The organism is Streptomyces sp. NPDC020965, assembly GCF_044333555.1.
Classification (GTDB): domain Bacteria; phylum Actinomycetota; class Actinomycetes; order Streptomycetales; family Streptomycetaceae; genus Streptomyces.
In genome coordinates this window covers 14532-29816 of sequence record NZ_JBIRRE010000018.1, presented here as the reverse complement: position 1 = coordinate 29816, position 15285 = coordinate 14532, and the positions used below count along the sequence as shown (strand labels likewise).

The following is a 15285-nucleotide window of genomic DNA, read 5'->3' as shown; positions in this document are numbered from 1 at the left end:
ACTCAACGTTCATCGACGCTGCGTAAGAGATCCTCCACCGCCAGGACATGACCGCGCAGCTCCTTCAGCTCACGCAGGAGCACTTTCTGTTCCTCGACCACCGCCTCGGCGAGCCCGCGGTAGTGCGACATGGCGGCCGCGTCCGCGCGGTGCCGCTGGAGGCCGAAGTAGGCGACCGTGCTCGCGCTGATGCCGCCGACGACGATCAGGGTGATGACGATGGCGATCGTGCCGCCGCTCATGGGGTACTTCCCTTCCTCTCCGCGCCGGGGACCGCGCCGCCTCCGGGCCGGCTCCCCCCGAGCGCCCCGCCAGGCGGTGGCGGACCCCGGCGCACCCGGTACACATCGACGGGTGCGCCACCCACCCATCGGCCGAGCGCGGCGACGGCGAGCATCACCCGGTGCCCGGCCGGGGGAGCGGCGACGGCCATCGGGTCCCGGCCCGGCAGGGGGCTCAGCCGCGCCGGGTGGCGCACGGACCGGGGCGGCCAGTGGCCCGGGAGCGGGGCCGGCCGCGCCAACCCGCCCCGGGCGAGCCCGGTGCCGTACGCCTTGCCCATGGCCTCCTTGTGGGTCCACAGCCACAGGAAGGCGGCGATCCGCTGCCGCTCCCCCCGGGACCTTAGCCAGTCGGCCTCGTCCTCGGTGAACCAGCGGTCCGCCAGCCGCTGGGCGGGTACCGGGCGCTCGATCTCCACATCGACTCCCACCGGGCCGAGCCCCGTGACCGCCAGCGCGGCGACCCCCCGGCCGTGGCTGAGGCTCAGATGCGTACCGGCGCCCAGCCCGGACAGCACGGGCCGGCCGCCGTCCTCGTGCCGGATCCGGAGCCGTTCCGGGGCCACGCCCAGGACACCGGCCGTGGCGCGCAGGACCGTGGCGCGGGAAGCGGCGTCGTCGAGCCCGGTGGTCGGGGTGAGGACGACGGTGACGCGGTGGGCGGCGAAAGGGGGGCTCAATCCATCTCCAGGCAGGCGAAACGGTGTGACGGACGCCGACGGATCACTCTGGCGGTCCCGCCCGGTGGCCGCCAGGTGATTCAGCGTCCCGTGAATGACGCAGGCCGGAAGGCGGGCTCGCCCCCTTCCAGATGGGGCGTCAACCTCCGTCAGCGACACGTCAGTTGGCCGTCAGTGAGGGCGAGAAGACTTCTCGCCATCCGCCGTATCCACCCTCTGGAGGCGACTATGCCCACCACGGCCGTCATCACCGCCGAACAGCGCGCCGAGATCAAGGACGTCGTCTGCGAGATTCTGGAGATCGAGCCCGCCGACATGACGGACACCAGCCTCTTCAAGGAGGACCACAACGCCGACTCGCTGGGCGCCATCGAGATCCTCTCCTCCCTGGAGCGGACCTTCGGCATCGAGATCGACCAGGCGGAGCTGGTCCGGATGATCCACCTGGACGGGGTGGTCGCCGTCGTCCAGGAGGGGCTGGCCAGGTAGCCGGTCCGGCACCGACGCGGACAGTGGGGAGACAGCCAATGAGCAGTGAGAACCGGTCACCGCGCCGGGTCGTCATCACCGGCCTGGGCGCCGTCACCAGTATCGGGATCGGGCTGCGGCCGTTCCTCTCCGGCCTGCGGACCGGCCGTAGCGGCGTCAAGCCGATCACGTCCTTCGACACGACCGGGTACGCATACGCCAACGGGTGCGAGATCGAGGACTTCGACCCGGTCGACTGGATCGAGCGGGTCGACCCCGGTGAACTGGGCCGGGCCAGCCAGTTCTCGGTCGCCGCGGCCAGGATGGCGGTGACCGACGCGGGCATGGACGAGGACGAACTCCGCAGCCGGCGGGTCCTGGTCTCCGTCGGCACCACCGACGGCGAGTCCCACGATCTCGACGACCTGATGGACAGCCAGCTCCGATCGGGTCCGGAGCGGCTCGACCCGCTGGTGGCCCGCCGCTCTTCGGCCGGCCTGCTCTCCAGCAGCGTGGTGCGCGAACTGGCCCTCACCGACGTCCAGGCCGTCACCATCCCGACGGCCTGCGCGGCGGGCAACTACGCCATCGGCTCGGGCTTCGACGCGATCCGGTCCGGCGAGGTCGACATCGCGCTCTCCGGCGGCGCCGACGCCGTCTGCCGCAAGACCTTCACCGGGTTCTACCGGCTCGGCACCATCGCGCCCGAGGTGTGCCAGCCCTTCGACGTGGACCGTAAGGGCATCCTGACCGGCGAGGGTGCGGGCATCCTCTTCATGGAGAGCCTCGAATCGGCCCTGGCGCGTGACGCCCGGATCTACGCCGAGGTCCTCGGATACGGGCTGAACTGCGACGCCCACCATCCGGTGGCCCCCGACCGGGACAGCCTCGCGGCCTGCATCGAACTGGCCCACCGCAACGCCGGTGTGAAACCCGAGGACATCGACTTCATCTCGGCGCACGGCACCGGGACCCGGGCCAACGACGTCACCGAGGCCGGCGCGATCCGGCAGGTGTTCCCCGAGCCGCCCCCGACGGTCTCCATCAAGTCCATGCTCGGCCACACCATGGGCGCCGCCAGCGCCCTGGCCTCCGCGGCCTGTGCCCTGGCCATCACCGAGGGATTCATCCCGCCGACCATCAACCACCGGGAGACCGACCCGGAGTGCGGTCTCGACCCGGTTCCCAACCGGGCCCGCTCCGCCGATGTGCGGATCGTGCAGAACAACGCGCTGGCGTTCGCGGGCAACAACGCCGTGGTGATCCTCGGCAGGTACGCGGAACGCGCCGCCGGATGAGCGGGGTGACTCCACGGCTGCGCAGACCCGGGACCGGGCACCGGCCGGCGACAGTACTGCTCCTGCACGGGCTGGGCGGCCGGCCCACGGTCTGGGATCCCTTCGCGGCCCGGGTGGATGCCCGGTTCGCACTGTGGGACGCGGAACTTCCCTGGCGGGCGATGGCCGACAGCGAAGGCTGGGGGTCACTGGCCGATCCGGCTCGCTTCCTCGTCGATCTGGTGGACGAGCGGTACGACGCGGTCGTGGCGCACTCCTACGCGGCGAACCTGCTCATCGAGGCCGCCGCGGACGGCCGGATCGCACCCCGGCCCACCGTACTGATCAGCCCCTTCCACCGGTCGAGCCCGCGCGATTTCGACTGGTCGGTCATCTCGTACTACCTGAACGAATTCCACCGGGTCTTCGAGGAGGCGCTGGAGGTCGGGGAGACCGGGCGGTTCCCCAGGGCGCACCGGGACTGGATGGCGCTACGGCTGCGAGACCAGATCGGGCCCTACGGTTGGATGCGGTTCTTCGAGACCTATCTGCGCTCCCCGTTCCTCGATCTCGACGCCGTCCGCGCCCCACTGCTCGTGCTGTCGGGGGAGAAGGACAGGGCCGCCCGGCCGTCCGACGGCCGGGCGCTCGCCGCGGGTGTGCCGGGGGCCCGGTTCGAACTCCTCGCCGGCTGCCGCCACTTCCCGATGGTGGAGGACCCTGGCCTCGTCACCCGCCTGGTGTGCGACTTCCTGGGTCGGGCCGGGCCCGCCGCCCGTACTGCCGCACCTCCTGCTCGTACCGCCGCGCCCGCCGCCCGTACCGCTGCACCTCCTGCTCGTACCGCCGCGGTCGTACCCCGGGCACCTCGCGCGGCGGGACCGCCCCGGGTGCCCCCAACCTCTCGACTGGAGATGTCATGACCCTCGGCGCCACCGGCACGGACCGCACCACCCTGCGGGAGATCCGGCCCCGCTACGAAGGATCGAACATCTGTACCTGGATCGGCTTCAAGCACGTCAACTACCTGGTGGAGGAGGCCGTCCTCGACCACCTGCGGCAGCTCGGCGCACCGGCCGGGAAGCTGTACGAGCGCCATGGCCTCGGCGTCGACATCACCGACATCGACACCAAGATCCTCACCGCCCTCCACATCGACGACATCGCCACGGCGACCGTGCGGGAGGCGCCCGACCGGGGCGACGGACGGCGCCTGACCGTCGAGATGACCGTGGAGCGCGACGGGGAGACCGTCAAGGCCGTCGTCTCCAAGGTCGCCGTGCAGCTCCGGCTCGACCCGCGCGGCCACCCGGTAGCGGAACCGCCCGCCGAACTCGCCGCCCATGTGGTCGACCGGCTCGGCGCCGGTGGGACCCCGATCCCCTTGGCGCCGGGCACGGACCCCCTGGACCACCTGACGGCGGGCGCGAACGCCTTCGGCTGGGCCTGGCGGATGCCGTACTTCTACTGCCACTTCACCGAGCGCGTGCAGATGTCGGGCTATCTGCGGCAGATGGAGGAGATCGTCGACCTTTTCCTCGCCGATCGGGGGGTCTCCATCAAGACCCTGCTGGACGAACAGGACTGGATCCCCGTGGTCCCGCACTCCCGGATCACCATCCTGGACGAAGCTCGGATGGAGGAGACGCTGTACACGGTCATCACCGTGGAGAACGTCTTCAAACGGCTCACCTACACGGCCCGGCTGGACGCCTATGTCCTCCGGGACGGCGTCCTCGTGCCGACGGCCACCGGGCGGATCACCCACGGCTGGGCCGTGATCGAGAACCGGCGCGACTGGAGTCTGGTCGACTTCGACGACCGGCTGATCAACGCCCTCAACGGTAAGGAGGGCAAATCGGAGGGCCGGGGGACGACGCCGTGACCACCGCCCACGCCCCGGCGAGCGGGCGGACCGACGACCGGCCAGCCGCCGGTGGACTCGTCCTCTCCGCCTGGTCGGCGCTCTCCCCGTACGGCACCGGTGCGGAGGTCTACGGGGCCGGGATACGCGACGCCCTCGCGGCCGTCACCCCGCTCGACCCCGAGGAGTACCCCGGGCCGAACCCCGGCCCGTACGACCGCGCGGGCCTGGTCCCCGGCTTCAGCGCCGCGGGCGCCCTGGGCCGGAAGGGCACCCGGACCATGGACCGGGTCACCGCGCTCGCCGTCGCCACCTTCGGACAACTCCTGGAGCACTGCGGCCCCGCCCTGCTGGAGCGGTCCGAACGGGTCGGGCTGGTGCTGGGGACCGGCTCCGGCAGCGTCCAGAGCACCATGGACTTCACCCGCGACTCACTGACCGGGGACCGCCCCTATCTGGTCGACCCGGCGCGGTTCCCCAACACGGTGATGAACCGCGCCGCCGGGCAGAGCGCGATCTGGCACCAGGTCAGGGGCCCCAACACCACCATCGCGGGCGGCTGGCTGACCGGCCTGCTCGCCCTCGGCTACGCCGCCCGACTCCACCGGGGCGGCCACTGCGACCGGGTCCTCTGCGGAGTCGCCGAGGAGTTCTCCGTCCAGCGGGCCTGGCTGGAGTGGCACGCCGCCGAAGGCGCCGCCCGGCCGCCGCTCGGCGAGGGCGGCGCGGCCTGGCTCCTCGAACCGGCCGACGCGGCACGGCGGGCGGGCCGGCCGGCCATCGCCCGGCTGCTCGGCACCGGCTTCCGCGCCTACCACGAACCGGACGGGGCGGGCCCCGCGCTGACGGAGTGCATCCGCTCGGTGCTCGCCGACGCGGGAGTGGCTGCGGGAACCGTCCGGATCGTCGCCCCGCTCGGCACCGACGGTGAGGAGGCCGCGGTACGCGCCGCCCTCCCTGACGGCGCGCGACCGGAGTGGATCCGGTGCCGCCCGCTCCTCGGGGACACCTCGGCCGCGGCGACCGGCTTCCAGACGGCGGCCGTGCTGGCCGCCGCCGGTGCGGGACGGCTGCCCGGCGGCGCGCCGGCCCTGGTCACCGGGATCGACCGGGACGGCACGGTCGGCTGTGCCCTGTTGAGCGGCTGAGGGGGAGTGGTCACGATGTTCGACGGACTGTCGGCCGGCTGCTATGAGGAGGTCCCCGAAGCCACCGCGGACGGCACGGCGCCCGGCGCCCGGCTCGTCCGCGCCCGGGTCACCGTGCAGTTGGACGATCCCTTCCTCGCCGGGCACTATCCGGGCTTCCCGCTGGTACCGGGGTTCGCCCTGGTGCAGTACGCGCACGACCTGCTCGTCGGCGGCGCGGGCGTCGGGCTGGGACTCCCCGTCGTCCTGCGGAAGGCGCGTTTCCGCAGTCCGGTGCGGCCCGGTGAGGAGTTGGTCGTCACGGCGCGGATCACTGACGGTGCGGACGGTGTCCAGGCGGTCGCCTCGGTCTCCGCCGCCGACCGGCCCGCCGCCGAGTTCTCGCTGCACTACCCGGGGGCGCGGACCCTGAACACCGTGCCGGAGAGCCGTGTTCACCCGGTCCGGGAGCCCGCCGACGTCAGGTTGGAGAACGGTGCGGCCACCGGGTCCGAGAGCGGTGGGGACCCGGCCGGAGGGACCGCGCCTGACACCGCCCGCATCACCTCGATCCTCCCGCACCGCCGTCCGGCGCTGCTGGTCGACCGGGTCACGGCCGTGGCACCGGGGAGACGGCTGGTCGCGCTCAAGACGGTCACCGCCGCCGAGCCCACCCACCGGGGGCTCGGCGGCCGGGCGGCCCCGGGGCTGTTGCTGGAGTCCTGGGCCCAGGCCGCCGTACTCCTGGCCTGCTGGGACCGGCCCAACCCGAATGTGCTGAACGGCCTGGTGACCCTGCTCGCCGGGGTACGGGGTGCCCGGGTGCGGGCCCCCGTCCACCCGGGGTCGGTCCTGGTGCACGAGGTCCATCTCGTCCGTGACCTCCGCGACACCGTCATCACCGCGGGCGGCAGCACGGTGGACGGGCGGCCCGTCCTGGAGATCGGACAGCTCACGCTGGCACTGCGCCCAGCGGCCGCGCTGACATCCGCGACGACAAACGACGAAAGGTCATGATGTCCCCAGAGAAACGGCGTGTCGCCCTGGTCACGGGAGGCTCCCGAGGCATCGGGCGTGCCGTGGTGACCCGGCTCGCGGCCGACGGCTACGACGTGGCTTTCTGCTACCACTCGCGCGATGAGGCGGCGCGGGTCACGGCCAAGGAGGCCGAGGCGTCGGGCGCCGCCGTGCTGGCGCGGCGCGTCGACGTCGCCGACCAGTCCGCGGCCGAGGAATTCGTCCGTACGGCCGAACGGGAACTGGGCCCGCTGCACGCGGTGGTTCCGTCCGCCGGCATCGTCCGGGACAACCCCCTGATCATGCTCACTGGCGAGTCCTGGCAGGAGGTGGTGCGGACCAACCTCGACGGCACTTACCACATCTGCCGCGCCGCCGTGTTCGCCATGATGAAACGGCGGGCGGGCACCGTGGTCACCATGTCGTCGGTGGCCGGGGTCCACGGAAACGCCACCCAGACCAATTACGCGGCGTCCAAGGCGGGGATCATCGGCTTCTCCAAATCGCTGGCCAAGGAGGTCGGACCACGCGGCATCCGGGTCAACACCGTGGCCCCCGGGTTCATCGACACCGATATGACCGCGGGTCTCGCCGACGGGACCGGCGGGGCCCTGACCTCGCGCATCCCGCTGGGACGGTTCGGTCGGCCCGACGAGGTCGCCGATCTGGTGTCCTTCCTGGTGTCGGACCGCGCGTCCTACGTGACGGGCCAGGTGTTCGGGGTCGACGGCGGGCTGGTGCTCTGAGATGCCCGCCCGCCGGGGGGCCCGCTGCTACTTCTCGCTGCGCAGCCCGTACTCCTGGCTCGCCCACCGCGAACTCCACGATCGGTATCCGGACGTGGCCGCCGCCGTGGAGTGGCGCCCCTTCTTCGAACCGGATCCGATCAGCGAGCGGATGCTGACCGAGTTGGGCGGATCGTTCCCGTACGCGGCGATGACCCGGGCCAAGCACCTGTACGTGCTCCAGGACGTCGGCCGGATCGCCAAGGCGCGTGGGATCGCACTGCGTTGGCCGGTGGACCGCGCGCCGGTGTGGGAGGTCCCGCATCTGGCCTACCTGGTGGCACTGAGTGAGGGGCGCGGCCCCGCGTACATCGCGGCGGCGTACCGCGCCCGCTGGGAGGAGGGCAGGGACATCTGCGACCGGGGGGTCGTCGCAGAGATCGCTGCCGAAATCGGCCTCGACCCGGAGCTGACGGCGGGTGCGAGCGATGACCCGGCGCTACGGCGGGCGGGCGCGCGGCTGCTGCTCGACATCGACGAGGACGGGGTGTTCGGCGTCCCGTTCTTCGTCCAGGGGTACAGCCGTTTCTGGGGGCTGGACCGGCTCGCCGACTTCGCCGCCCACCTGCGCGCCCGTACGCCGCCCGCGACGGCGCTCCCGGAGGCCGTGCCCGCCGCGGTCGGGCTGGGGGACCGCCGCACGGACGACGGTCACGCGGGCGGCTGCGGCTGACGGGGCGCCCGGCGTTCTCTCCTACCGGAGCGCGCCCGTGGCCGCCACGTGCTCGCCGGCCGGGCGTCAGGACCGGGGCGCGCGGTCCCCGCAGGGCCAACGCCCACGCGGGCGGACGCCTCCGCCCCTACGTCGCCGCCCGACCTGGGTGCTCGGGGCCCCCGGCCGGGCGGCGACCCGCGGGCGATAGGTTGACCTCTGTGAACCCCGTGACTGCCGTGACTCCTGTGCACCCCGCGCGTGTCGCCGGCCGGACCGCCGCCTCGGCCCTGGCCGTACTCGCGGGTCTGCATGTCGCCTGGGGGGTGGGGTCGACCTGGCCACTGCCCGACCGGGAGACCTTCTCCGAGCTGGTGGTCGGGGGCTCGGAACTGCCCGGTCCGGCCGCGTGCTTCGCGGTCGCGGGGGCGTTGGGGACGGCCGCCGCCTTGGTGGCCGGGTACCCCCGGTGATATCCGATGGTCTCCCGGTCGGGTGCGGCCGGTGTCGCCGCCGCCCTGGGCACGCGCGCCGTCGCCGGGCTCGTGGGACGGACCGATCTGCTGTCCCCGGGGTCCACGTCCCCCCGCTTCCGGCGCCTCGATCGCGTCGCCTACTCACCCCTGTGCCTCGCGCTCGCCGCGTCGGCGGCGATCTCGGCCACGGCACGCGGACGGTAGGACGCCGCGTCGCCGACGGTGCGCGCGCCCCGCGCTCAGCGTGGCCGCGACAGCGGCAGGGGTACGGATGCGGGAGCCGGCACCGGTGTGGCGAGTGTCCGTGCGGCGTACAGCCGGTCGACGCACGCGCGGGACAGGGCGCGCAGACTGGAGACCATCGACTCCGGGGGGAGCGGGGTGGCCCGGTAGGCCAGGGGCAGTTCGGTGCAGGCCGCCACCACCGGCAGGGCGCGCTGCCGCCAGAGCCCCTCCACCACATCCCCGTAGAGGCGGCCGGCCCGTTCGATCCGTTCCGCCTTCACCTGAACGGCGGTCTCATGGATCAGTTTCTGGGTCGTGGCGTCCGGGACGTACAAGCGGTAACCGCGGGCGGCGGCCCGATCCTGGTAGATGCCGCTGACCACGGTTCCGGTGGTGGCCGTCAGCCAGCCTCCCTCGGGACTCAGCCGGACCGCCTCGTCCAGCGTGGCGTCGACGATGTCGACGATCGGGGCGGACAGCGCGGCGGGCAGCGCGCCGAGGAACACATGGGCCGTGTTGCAGGGAATCGCCAGCAGGTCCGCGCCCCATCCGACGAGGGTGGCCAGACACTCCCGCAGCAGGCGCGCCGCCCGAGGGTCGTTGCGGAGAATCGCCACCGTCCGGTCGGGAATGGCGGGTTCGGAGAGCATCACGATCCGCGGGTGGTGTCCGTCCTCGGTGGCCGGGGCGTCGGACGCGAGCAGCCGGAGGAACTCCGCGGTCGCCGCGGGGCCCATTCCGCCGAGGACACCGAGCGTCCTGTCCGGGGGGCGCGTCGTCGCCGCTGTCATGGACCGACTCTGACCCAGCGCGCTGACATCCTGCTGATGCCCGGCTGACCGCGGGCCGGGACGCCGTCACGGTGACCGTGGTGGTGATCGGAAGATCGTTCGGGGGTGAGGACAGCCCGCGCCCCGAACCGGGGGTTTGCCCCATGGTCGTCATCCCGGCGGCTGCGATAACTTCGGGTACAGCGACACAAGAGGGCTTGACCAGCCCTGACTTCTGACACTTCCTTCAGGACCGGGGGACCCCATGCGCCAGCAGCAGCGCCGCTATCTCGCCATCTACGCGGCGGCATCCATCTCCGTCGGCGGGCTGAGCGCCTGCAACTTAACCAAGGGAGAGACCTTCGAGGACGACACCACCCTCTCGGGGAAGGTCACCTCCGTCCGTATCGAGAACGGCTCCGGCGGCGTCACGCTGCGGGGGACGGAGGGCGGCGGGGCGCTCGCCCTGGAGCGCTCGATCGAGTACAAGGACGACAAGCCGTCGGGCGAGACCCACCGGGTCGAGGACGGCGTGCTGGTGCTCGGCGGCTGTGGCAGCCGCTGTTCGGTGCGGTACACCGTCGACGTGCCCGTGGGTGTCGGCGTCAGCGGCAAGACGTCGAGCGGCGCGGTCCGCCTCTCCAAGGTGGGCGCGGTGAAGGTGAGCACCAACTCCGGCCGGATCGAGATGGACGGCGTCTCCGGCTCCGTCGATGTGCGCACCAGCAACGGCCGGATCACCGGCCGGGGTCTAGCGGGCCGGGAAATCGAGGCGGAGACCTCCAACGGAGCGATTGAACTGACACCGAAGACCCCGCAGAGCATCCGGGCGAAGACCTCCAACGGTGACATCACCCTCACCCTGCCGGCCGCTCAGTACCAGGTGTCGGCGGACTCCAACAACGGTGACAAGAACATCGGCATCACGCATGACCCGGGGGGCGAGTTCCGGTTGGGACTGACCAGTGGCAACGGTGACATCACCGTCAAGACCGCCTGACCCGGTGGCAGGCGGTGAGCACGAGGCGAGCGAGGCGCGACAGGCCCGGTGAGCCGGTGCGAGCGACGGCCGTCCGCTCCCGCGCGGGAGGCCCACCGCGCGGCGGCTGACGGCGCCGCTGGCGCGCTGCTCCATGCCCCGGGTGATGGCGCCGCCCATACGGTGGGCGATGCCATGGACCTGGTGTGGCGCGGGGCGCGCCCGACCGTTCGGTGACGATCCCCGCCATGCGGTGACGGGCCGGGCCGGTGGTGTCGTCCGACCGTTCGGTGACGAGCCCGGCTGTGACGAGTCTCTGTCCGGTGACGAGCCCGACCGGTGGCGTGTCACCGGCCTGACCTGGCGGGGCGTACCCCGATCAGCCGCCTGTCAGCACACTGTCAGTGGCCTTGGCGAATCTTGAGTGGCTCCGACCACTCAAGGAGGCCCGGCGCATGACCTCGTTGGAAGCGGTGTCGAGTTACCTCCCGCCCACCATCTCCGTCGAACAGCTCCGGGACCCGTTGGGACTGACGGACCAGCAGGTGCGCAGATTCACCCGGCTCTATGGGCTGGACCGGATCTGTCAGGCGCCCGACCGGTCCGAGACCGATCTGCTGTTGGCCGCGGTCGGGAAGCTCGATGCCCTCACCGGGCGGGAGGACCGCGTGCGGTACGTGGTGCGCGCCAAGGGCCTGCGCACCACCGCACCGTACCCCGTCAGCCCCGTCCAGCAGGTGCGCGAGGCGCTGGGCCTGCACGCGGCGACCGTGTTCTCGGTGGCCGACCACGGGTGCGCGACCGGTCTGCTCGCCGTCGACGTCGCGGGTACGCTCCTCGCCGCCGACGACGATCCGGAGGCACTCGCCCTGGTGCTCGCGGGTGACAAGACGTTCACCCCCTTCTCGCAGTGGGTCGAGGACGTCTGTGTCATGGGCGAGGGGATGACCGCGCTGCTCGTCGGCCGGAACGGCCCGCGGGACCGGGTGCTCGGCTATGACGCCCGTATCCACGGCCGGGCCGACGGCGTGATCGACCTCGACCCGGAGGGCGCGCGCGAGGCCAAGCGGATCTATCAGGACGCCATGGGCGAGGTCATCACCGGAGCGCTCGACATCGCGGGCCTCACCATCGCCGATATCGACCTCGTACTGCCGCACAACGTCAACCGGGTCTCCTGGACGGTGGCGGCCAACGCGCTCGGCATCGACCGGGACCGTGTCTTCCTGGACAACATCGCGCGGACCGGCCACTGCTTCTGCGCGGACCCGTTCATCAACTACCAGTCCGCGCGCGAGCTCGGCCTGCTCCGGCCCGGGGACCGCTATCTGATGACCTCCGCCGGGCTGGGCCAGTCGTTCGCGGCCATGGTGCTCGAACACTGAGGGGGTACGACGATGCCCGGTAGCTTCCCCGACGGTCACCGCGACGTCCACGACCATCACCGGGACAGGCCGCCCGAAGAGTCCTCGGCCCTCCCGCGGGAGGCCGCCCCGCAGGAAGCCGTCCGGTACGAGGTACCGCGGGGAGCACCGCGGGGTGGGGACCGCCACGGCGACTTCCGCACACGGCTGGCGGCGGCCGTCACCGGATCGTCGGACACCCCGCTCGTCCTCCTCGGCAACTTCGAGGTGGAGCGGCAGTGGGCCCGCGGTGAGCACACCCTGCCCCGCCTCTCCGCCCTGTCGGCCAACGCCGTCGTCAACCGTATGGACGAGTTCACCCTGCTCCTCGCGGGTGAACACGACCATGTGGTGCTCAAGACTCAGCCGGACGGCGCCTATCTGGCCTACCTCAGCGGGCTCGGGATGCTGCTCCCCACCGTCCACACGGTGGGCGGCCAAGACCCCCAGCGCACCGTCACCGAGGACGCCCTGGCGGATCCGGTACTCCTGCGCACGCTGGCCGGGCTGGCCGCAGCCGGCGCCCACCTCGTCCCGCACGGGGTGTCCGAACCGGAGGAGCGGCTCGCCGCCACGACCGGAATGCCGGTGGCAGGACCCGGCGCGGCACTGTGCAAGTCGGTCAACAGCAAGGTGTACAGCCGTCGGGTCGCCGACGAGCTGGGCCTGCGCCAGCCGCGCGGCTGGACCTGCGAGACCGTGGCCGAACTCGGAGCGGCCCTCGCCGCGGCCGTGTCCGTGCCGACCGCACCGTTCGTGGTCAAAGAGGCGTTCGGCGTCTCCGGCAAGGGGATCGCGACACTGGACGGCCCGCGCCGCGCGGACCGTGTCCACCGTATGGTCGCCCGGCAGGCCGAGCGCTCCGGCCGGGACGCCGTCGCCTTCGTCGTCGAGGAGTGGGTGGCGAAGCGCGCCGACCTCAACTACCAGTTCACGGTCGGTCGGGACGGCTCGACCCGGTTCGACTTCGTCAAGGAACTGCTCACCGAGGGCGGTGTCCACCGGGGGCACCGGATGCCGGCCGGTCTGTCGGCCGCCCAGTTCCACGAGGTGGTCACCACGGCGGAACTCCTCGGCAAACGCCTCGCGGCCGACGGCTACTTCGGCGTGGTCGGCGTGGACGCCATGGTGGATGAGGCGGGTGGGCTCTACCCCGTCGTGGAGATCAACGCGCGGCACAACATGTCCACCTACCAGGCGCGGCTCCAGGAACAATTCGTCTGCGACGACCGGATCGCGCTGGCCCGCCACTATCCGGTGCACCTCGACGCCCCGCTGCCGTTCGACCGGCTCCAGGTACTCCTGGAAGGGCTCCTCCTCGACGGCTGCGGCGGCAACGGCCTGCTGGTGAACAACTTCGCCACCGTCAATGCCGGATTCCCCCCCGACACCGGACCACGTACGGATCGGACCACCCCCGGAGGGCCCGTCGACGGCCGGCTGTACGGAATCCTCGTCGCGGACTCCGACGACGAACTGACGGCTCTCGACGCCGAGATCACTGCTTGCCTCCCGTCGCGAAGGGGCCACGGATCATGACCACGCACGCCGAAGTCCAGGGCATCCCCGTCGCCGAGCTCGCGCGGACCTACGGCACCCCCCTCTATCTCTACGACGGCGACGTCCTGACGGAGCGGATGCGCGAGCTGCGCGAGCGGCTGCACCCCCGGCTCCAGATCTTCTTCTCGCTCAAGTCCAACCCGAACGTCTCGATCTGCGCACTGCTGCACGCCCACGGGGCCCGCGCAGAGGTCTCCTCCGTCACGGAGCTGCTCACCGCGCGACGGGCCGGCGTCGACCCCGGGGACATCCTCTTCCTCGGACCGGGCAAGAGCCGTGAAGAGTTGTCGGCCTGCCTCGACCAGGGCATCGCCGCGGTCGTCTGCGAATCGTTCCAGGAGCTCGCGGCGATCGATGAACTCGCCGGTGAGCGCGGGCTGCGGGCCCCGGTCGCCCTGCGCGTCAACCCCGGGTTCGCCGTGAAGGGCTCCGGTCTCACCATGGGGGGTAAACCGCGCCAGTTCGGCATCGACGAGGCCCAGCTCCTCGCCGACACCGGGCTGGCCCGGCGCTTCCCCCGGGTGCGGCTGATGGGGGTGCAGGTCTACATGGGCACCCGCATCCTGACCGAGGACGCCATCGTCGAGAACACGGCGCGCATCTTCGACCTGGCCGAGCGCCTCGCCGCCGACCTCGGATTCCCGCTGGAACTGGTGGACATCGGCGGCGGCCTCGGCGTGGCCTACTTCGAGGGCGAACGGGACCTTGACCTGCCGGTCCTCGCCGACCGGCTCAACCCTGTCGTCGGAGCGTTCGCCGACCGCCATCCCGACACCCGGCTGGTGCTGGAACTCGGCCGATACCTGACCGCGATGGCCGGCACCTATGTCGTCGGCGTCCGCTATGTGAAGACCTCGATGGGGGAGCGGTTCGCGGTCACCGACGGCGGTACCCACCACCACATGGCGGCCGTCGGTATCGGCTCCTTCGCCAGACGGAACTTCCCGATGCGCCTGCTCAACCGGGCCGGCGCGGCTCCGGGCGAGGACTGGAACATCACCGGACCGCTCTGTACGCCGAACGACACCCTGGCCAAAAAGATCAAACTCCCGCCGCTGCGCCAGGGCGATCTGATCGGTGTCGACCGTTCGGGTGCCTACGGTCCCACCGCATCGCCCGTGCACTTCCTCAGCCACGGCTATCCGGCCGAGGTGCTCGTCCTCGACGGCCGGGCCCATCTGATCCGAGAGCCCGACCGCCCCGACGACCTGCTCCGCAAGCAACGGCTGCTCGCCCCCGGGACGCTGACCCCGACGAGCACCCCGCGCTGACCGAGCACCCCGTGCCGAACGCGACCACCACCGGAAGGACCGCACACCATGCCCGAAACGACCGGCACCCACCGCGAGCGGATCGTCGTCCAGATTTCCGCCGCGCTCGGCGATGTCCTCGACCACGAGCTGCCCGCGCTGTCGGAGGGCTCCCGGCTCTTCGACGAACTCGGCCTCGACTCGACGGGCGTCTTCGAGCTGCTGATGCGGCTGGAGGAGTCGCTGGACATCGAGTTCGACACGGACTCGCTGGAGATGGCGCACTTCGCCAGCGTCGGATCGCTGGCCGACTTCGTTGCCGCGGAGGCTACGGAGGCTACGGAGGCTACGGAAGCCACGGAAGTCACGGAGGCCACGAAAGCGACAGAAGCTGTGCGGGTCACAGGCGCCACGGGAGCCGTGGTGGAAGCCGCGGGAGCGACAGAAGCGGACGGCTGAGCATGTGCCCCC

Annotated in this window: 18 protein-coding genes; 15 read left to right on the top strand and 3 right to left on the bottom strand. The window is 71.9% G+C overall.

Features of this window, described 5'->3' with window-relative positions; all coding sequences use genetic code 11:
* Positions 1–2 precede the first annotated feature (2 nt).
* Positions 3–242, bottom strand: a complete 240-nt coding sequence (locus tag ACH4S7_RS34960) for a hypothetical protein (protein WP_398525442.1) — start codon at positions 240–242, stop codon at positions 3–5.
* Complete coding sequence (locus ACH4S7_RS34955) at positions 239–961, bottom strand: 4'-phosphopantetheinyl transferase family protein (RefSeq protein ID WP_398525441.1); 723 nt, start codon at positions 959–961, stop codon at positions 239–241. Before ACH4S7_RS34955 ends, ACH4S7_RS34960 begins: the two co-directional genes overlap by 4 nt.
* 228 nt (positions 962–1189) lie before the next feature.
* Between ACH4S7_RS34955 and ACH4S7_RS34950 the strand changes: the two genes are divergently transcribed.
* The 10 genes from ACH4S7_RS34950 to ACH4S7_RS34905 all read left to right on the top strand — a co-directional run bounded on the left by ACH4S7_RS34950 (position 1190) and on the right by ACH4S7_RS34905 (position 8831).
* Positions 1190–1450, top strand: coding sequence for an acyl carrier protein (locus tag ACH4S7_RS34950; RefSeq protein ID WP_398525440.1), 261 nt, complete (start codon positions 1190–1192; stop codon positions 1448–1450).
* A gap of 38 nt (positions 1451–1488) precedes the next feature.
* Positions 1489–2727, top strand: coding sequence for a beta-ketoacyl-[acyl-carrier-protein] synthase family protein (locus tag ACH4S7_RS34945; protein ID WP_398525439.1), 1239 nt, complete (start codon positions 1489–1491; stop codon positions 2725–2727).
* Positions 2724–3629, top strand: coding sequence for an alpha/beta fold hydrolase (locus tag ACH4S7_RS34940; protein WP_398525438.1), 906 nt, complete (start codon positions 2724–2726; stop codon positions 3627–3629). Before ACH4S7_RS34945 ends, ACH4S7_RS34940 begins: the two co-directional genes overlap by 4 nt.
* Positions 3626–4591: a hypothetical protein gene (locus tag ACH4S7_RS34935; RefSeq protein WP_398525437.1), complete on the top strand. Its 966-nt coding sequence runs from the start codon at positions 3626–3628 to the stop codon at positions 4589–4591. The genes ACH4S7_RS34940 and ACH4S7_RS34935 overlap by 4 nt, the downstream gene beginning before the upstream one ends.
* Positions 4588–5718 carry a beta-ketoacyl synthase N-terminal-like domain-containing protein gene (locus ACH4S7_RS34930; protein WP_398525436.1) on the top strand — a complete coding sequence of 377 codons (1131 nt, stop codon included), beginning with the start codon at positions 4588–4590 and terminating at the stop codon, positions 5716–5718. Before ACH4S7_RS34935 ends, ACH4S7_RS34930 begins: the two co-directional genes overlap by 4 nt.
* Before the next feature lie 15 nt (positions 5719–5733).
* Entirely contained in the window at positions 5734–6714 is a 981-nt protein-coding gene (locus ACH4S7_RS34925; RefSeq protein WP_398525435.1) for a hypothetical protein, read from the top strand.
* Positions 6714–7460, top strand: a complete 747-nt coding sequence (gene fabG / locus ACH4S7_RS34920) for a 3-oxoacyl-[acyl-carrier-protein] reductase (RefSeq protein ID WP_398525503.1) — start codon at positions 6714–6716, stop codon at positions 7458–7460. Before ACH4S7_RS34925 ends, fabG begins: the two co-directional genes overlap by 1 nt.
* A 1-nt stretch (position 7461) precedes the next feature.
* Positions 7462–8172 (top strand): 2-hydroxychromene-2-carboxylate isomerase, encoded by a 711-nt coding sequence (locus ACH4S7_RS34915; RefSeq protein WP_398525434.1) that lies wholly within the window; start codon positions 7462–7464, stop codon positions 8170–8172.
* A gap of 227 nt (positions 8173–8399) precedes the next feature.
* Complete coding sequence (locus ACH4S7_RS34910) at positions 8400–8624, top strand: DUF3995 domain-containing protein (RefSeq protein ID WP_398525433.1); 225 nt, start codon at positions 8400–8402, stop codon at positions 8622–8624.
* Between the two features lie 6 nt (positions 8625–8630).
* Complete coding sequence (locus ACH4S7_RS34905) at positions 8631–8831, top strand: hypothetical protein (protein ID WP_398525432.1); 201 nt, start codon at positions 8631–8633, stop codon at positions 8829–8831.
* A gap of 35 nt (positions 8832–8866) precedes the next feature.
* On the opposite strand, the gene ACH4S7_RS34900 is transcribed toward ACH4S7_RS34905, so the two are convergent.
* Positions 8867–9643, bottom strand: coding sequence for an aspartate/glutamate racemase family protein (locus tag ACH4S7_RS34900; protein ID WP_398525431.1), 777 nt, complete (start codon positions 9641–9643; stop codon positions 8867–8869).
* A gap of 244 nt (positions 9644–9887) precedes the next feature.
* Here ACH4S7_RS34900 and ACH4S7_RS34895 point away from each other — a divergent pair, with 244 nt between their 5' ends.
* The 5 genes from ACH4S7_RS34895 (at position 9888) to ACH4S7_RS34875 (ending at position 15273) form a co-directional block, all read left to right on the top strand.
* The gene (locus tag ACH4S7_RS34895; protein ID WP_398525430.1) at positions 9888–10622 is read left to right on the top strand and encodes a DUF4097 family beta strand repeat-containing protein; all 735 of its coding nucleotides are present in this window, start codon (positions 9888–9890) and stop codon (positions 10620–10622) included.
* Between the two features lie 434 nt (positions 10623–11056).
* Positions 11057–11986 carry a 3-oxoacyl-[acyl-carrier-protein] synthase III C-terminal domain-containing protein gene (locus ACH4S7_RS34890; protein ID WP_398525429.1) on the top strand — a complete coding sequence of 310 codons (930 nt, stop codon included), beginning with the start codon at positions 11057–11059 and terminating at the stop codon, positions 11984–11986.
* A gap of 12 nt (positions 11987–11998) precedes the next feature.
* Positions 11999–13543 (top strand): ATP-grasp domain-containing protein, encoded by a 1545-nt coding sequence (locus ACH4S7_RS34885; protein ID WP_398525428.1) that lies wholly within the window; start codon positions 11999–12001, stop codon positions 13541–13543.
* Positions 13540–14835, top strand: a complete 1296-nt coding sequence (locus ACH4S7_RS34880; RefSeq protein ID WP_398525427.1) for a type III PLP-dependent enzyme — start codon at positions 13540–13542, stop codon at positions 14833–14835. Before ACH4S7_RS34885 ends, ACH4S7_RS34880 begins: the two co-directional genes overlap by 4 nt.
* A gap of 48 nt (positions 14836–14883) precedes the next feature.
* Positions 14884–15273, top strand: a complete 390-nt coding sequence (locus tag ACH4S7_RS34875) for an acyl carrier protein (protein ID WP_398525426.1) — start codon at positions 14884–14886, stop codon at positions 15271–15273.
* Positions 15274–15285: the final 12 nt, after the last annotated feature.

Bases quoted from the DNA above. Each gene is read 5' to 3' on its own strand.
- ACH4S7_RS34960 (WP_398525442.1), bottom strand. From the start codon at position 242: ATGAGCGGCGGCACGATCGCCATCGTCATCACCCTGATCGTCGTCGGC.
- ACH4S7_RS34950 (WP_398525440.1), top strand. From the start codon at position 1,190: ATGCCCACCACGGCCGTCATCACCGCCGAACAGCGCGCCGAGATCAAG.
- ACH4S7_RS34945 (WP_398525439.1), top strand. From the start codon at position 1,489: ATGAGCAGTGAGAACCGGTCACCGCGCCGGGTCGTCATCACCGGCCTG.
- ACH4S7_RS34940 (WP_398525438.1), top strand. From the start codon at position 2,724: ATGAGCGGGGTGACTCCACGGCTGCGCAGACCCGGGACCGGGCACCGG.
- ACH4S7_RS34935 (WP_398525437.1), top strand. From the start codon at position 3,626: ATGACCCTCGGCGCCACCGGCACGGACCGCACCACCCTGCGGGAGATC.
- ACH4S7_RS34925 (WP_398525435.1), top strand. From the start codon at position 5,734: ATGTTCGACGGACTGTCGGCCGGCTGCTATGAGGAGGTCCCCGAAGCC.
- fabG (WP_398525503.1), top strand. From the start codon at position 6,714: ATGTCCCCAGAGAAACGGCGTGTCGCCCTGGTCACGGGAGGCTCCCGA.
- ACH4S7_RS34915 (WP_398525434.1), top strand. From the start codon at position 7,462: ATGCCCGCCCGCCGGGGGGCCCGCTGCTACTTCTCGCTGCGCAGCCCG.
- ACH4S7_RS34905 (WP_398525432.1), top strand. From the start codon at position 8,631: ATGGTCTCCCGGTCGGGTGCGGCCGGTGTCGCCGCCGCCCTGGGCACG.
- ACH4S7_RS34900 (WP_398525431.1), bottom strand. From the start codon at position 9,643: ATGACAGCGGCGACGACGCGCCCCCCGGACAGGACGCTCGGTGTCCTC.
- ACH4S7_RS34895 (WP_398525430.1), top strand. From the start codon at position 9,888: ATGCGCCAGCAGCAGCGCCGCTATCTCGCCATCTACGCGGCGGCATCC.
- ACH4S7_RS34890 (WP_398525429.1), top strand. From the start codon at position 11,057: ATGACCTCGTTGGAAGCGGTGTCGAGTTACCTCCCGCCCACCATCTCC.
- ACH4S7_RS34885 (WP_398525428.1), top strand. From the start codon at position 11,999: ATGCCCGGTAGCTTCCCCGACGGTCACCGCGACGTCCACGACCATCAC.
- ACH4S7_RS34880 (WP_398525427.1), top strand. From the start codon at position 13,540: ATGACCACGCACGCCGAAGTCCAGGGCATCCCCGTCGCCGAGCTCGCG.
- ACH4S7_RS34875 (WP_398525426.1), top strand. From the start codon at position 14,884: ATGCCCGAAACGACCGGCACCCACCGCGAGCGGATCGTCGTCCAGATT.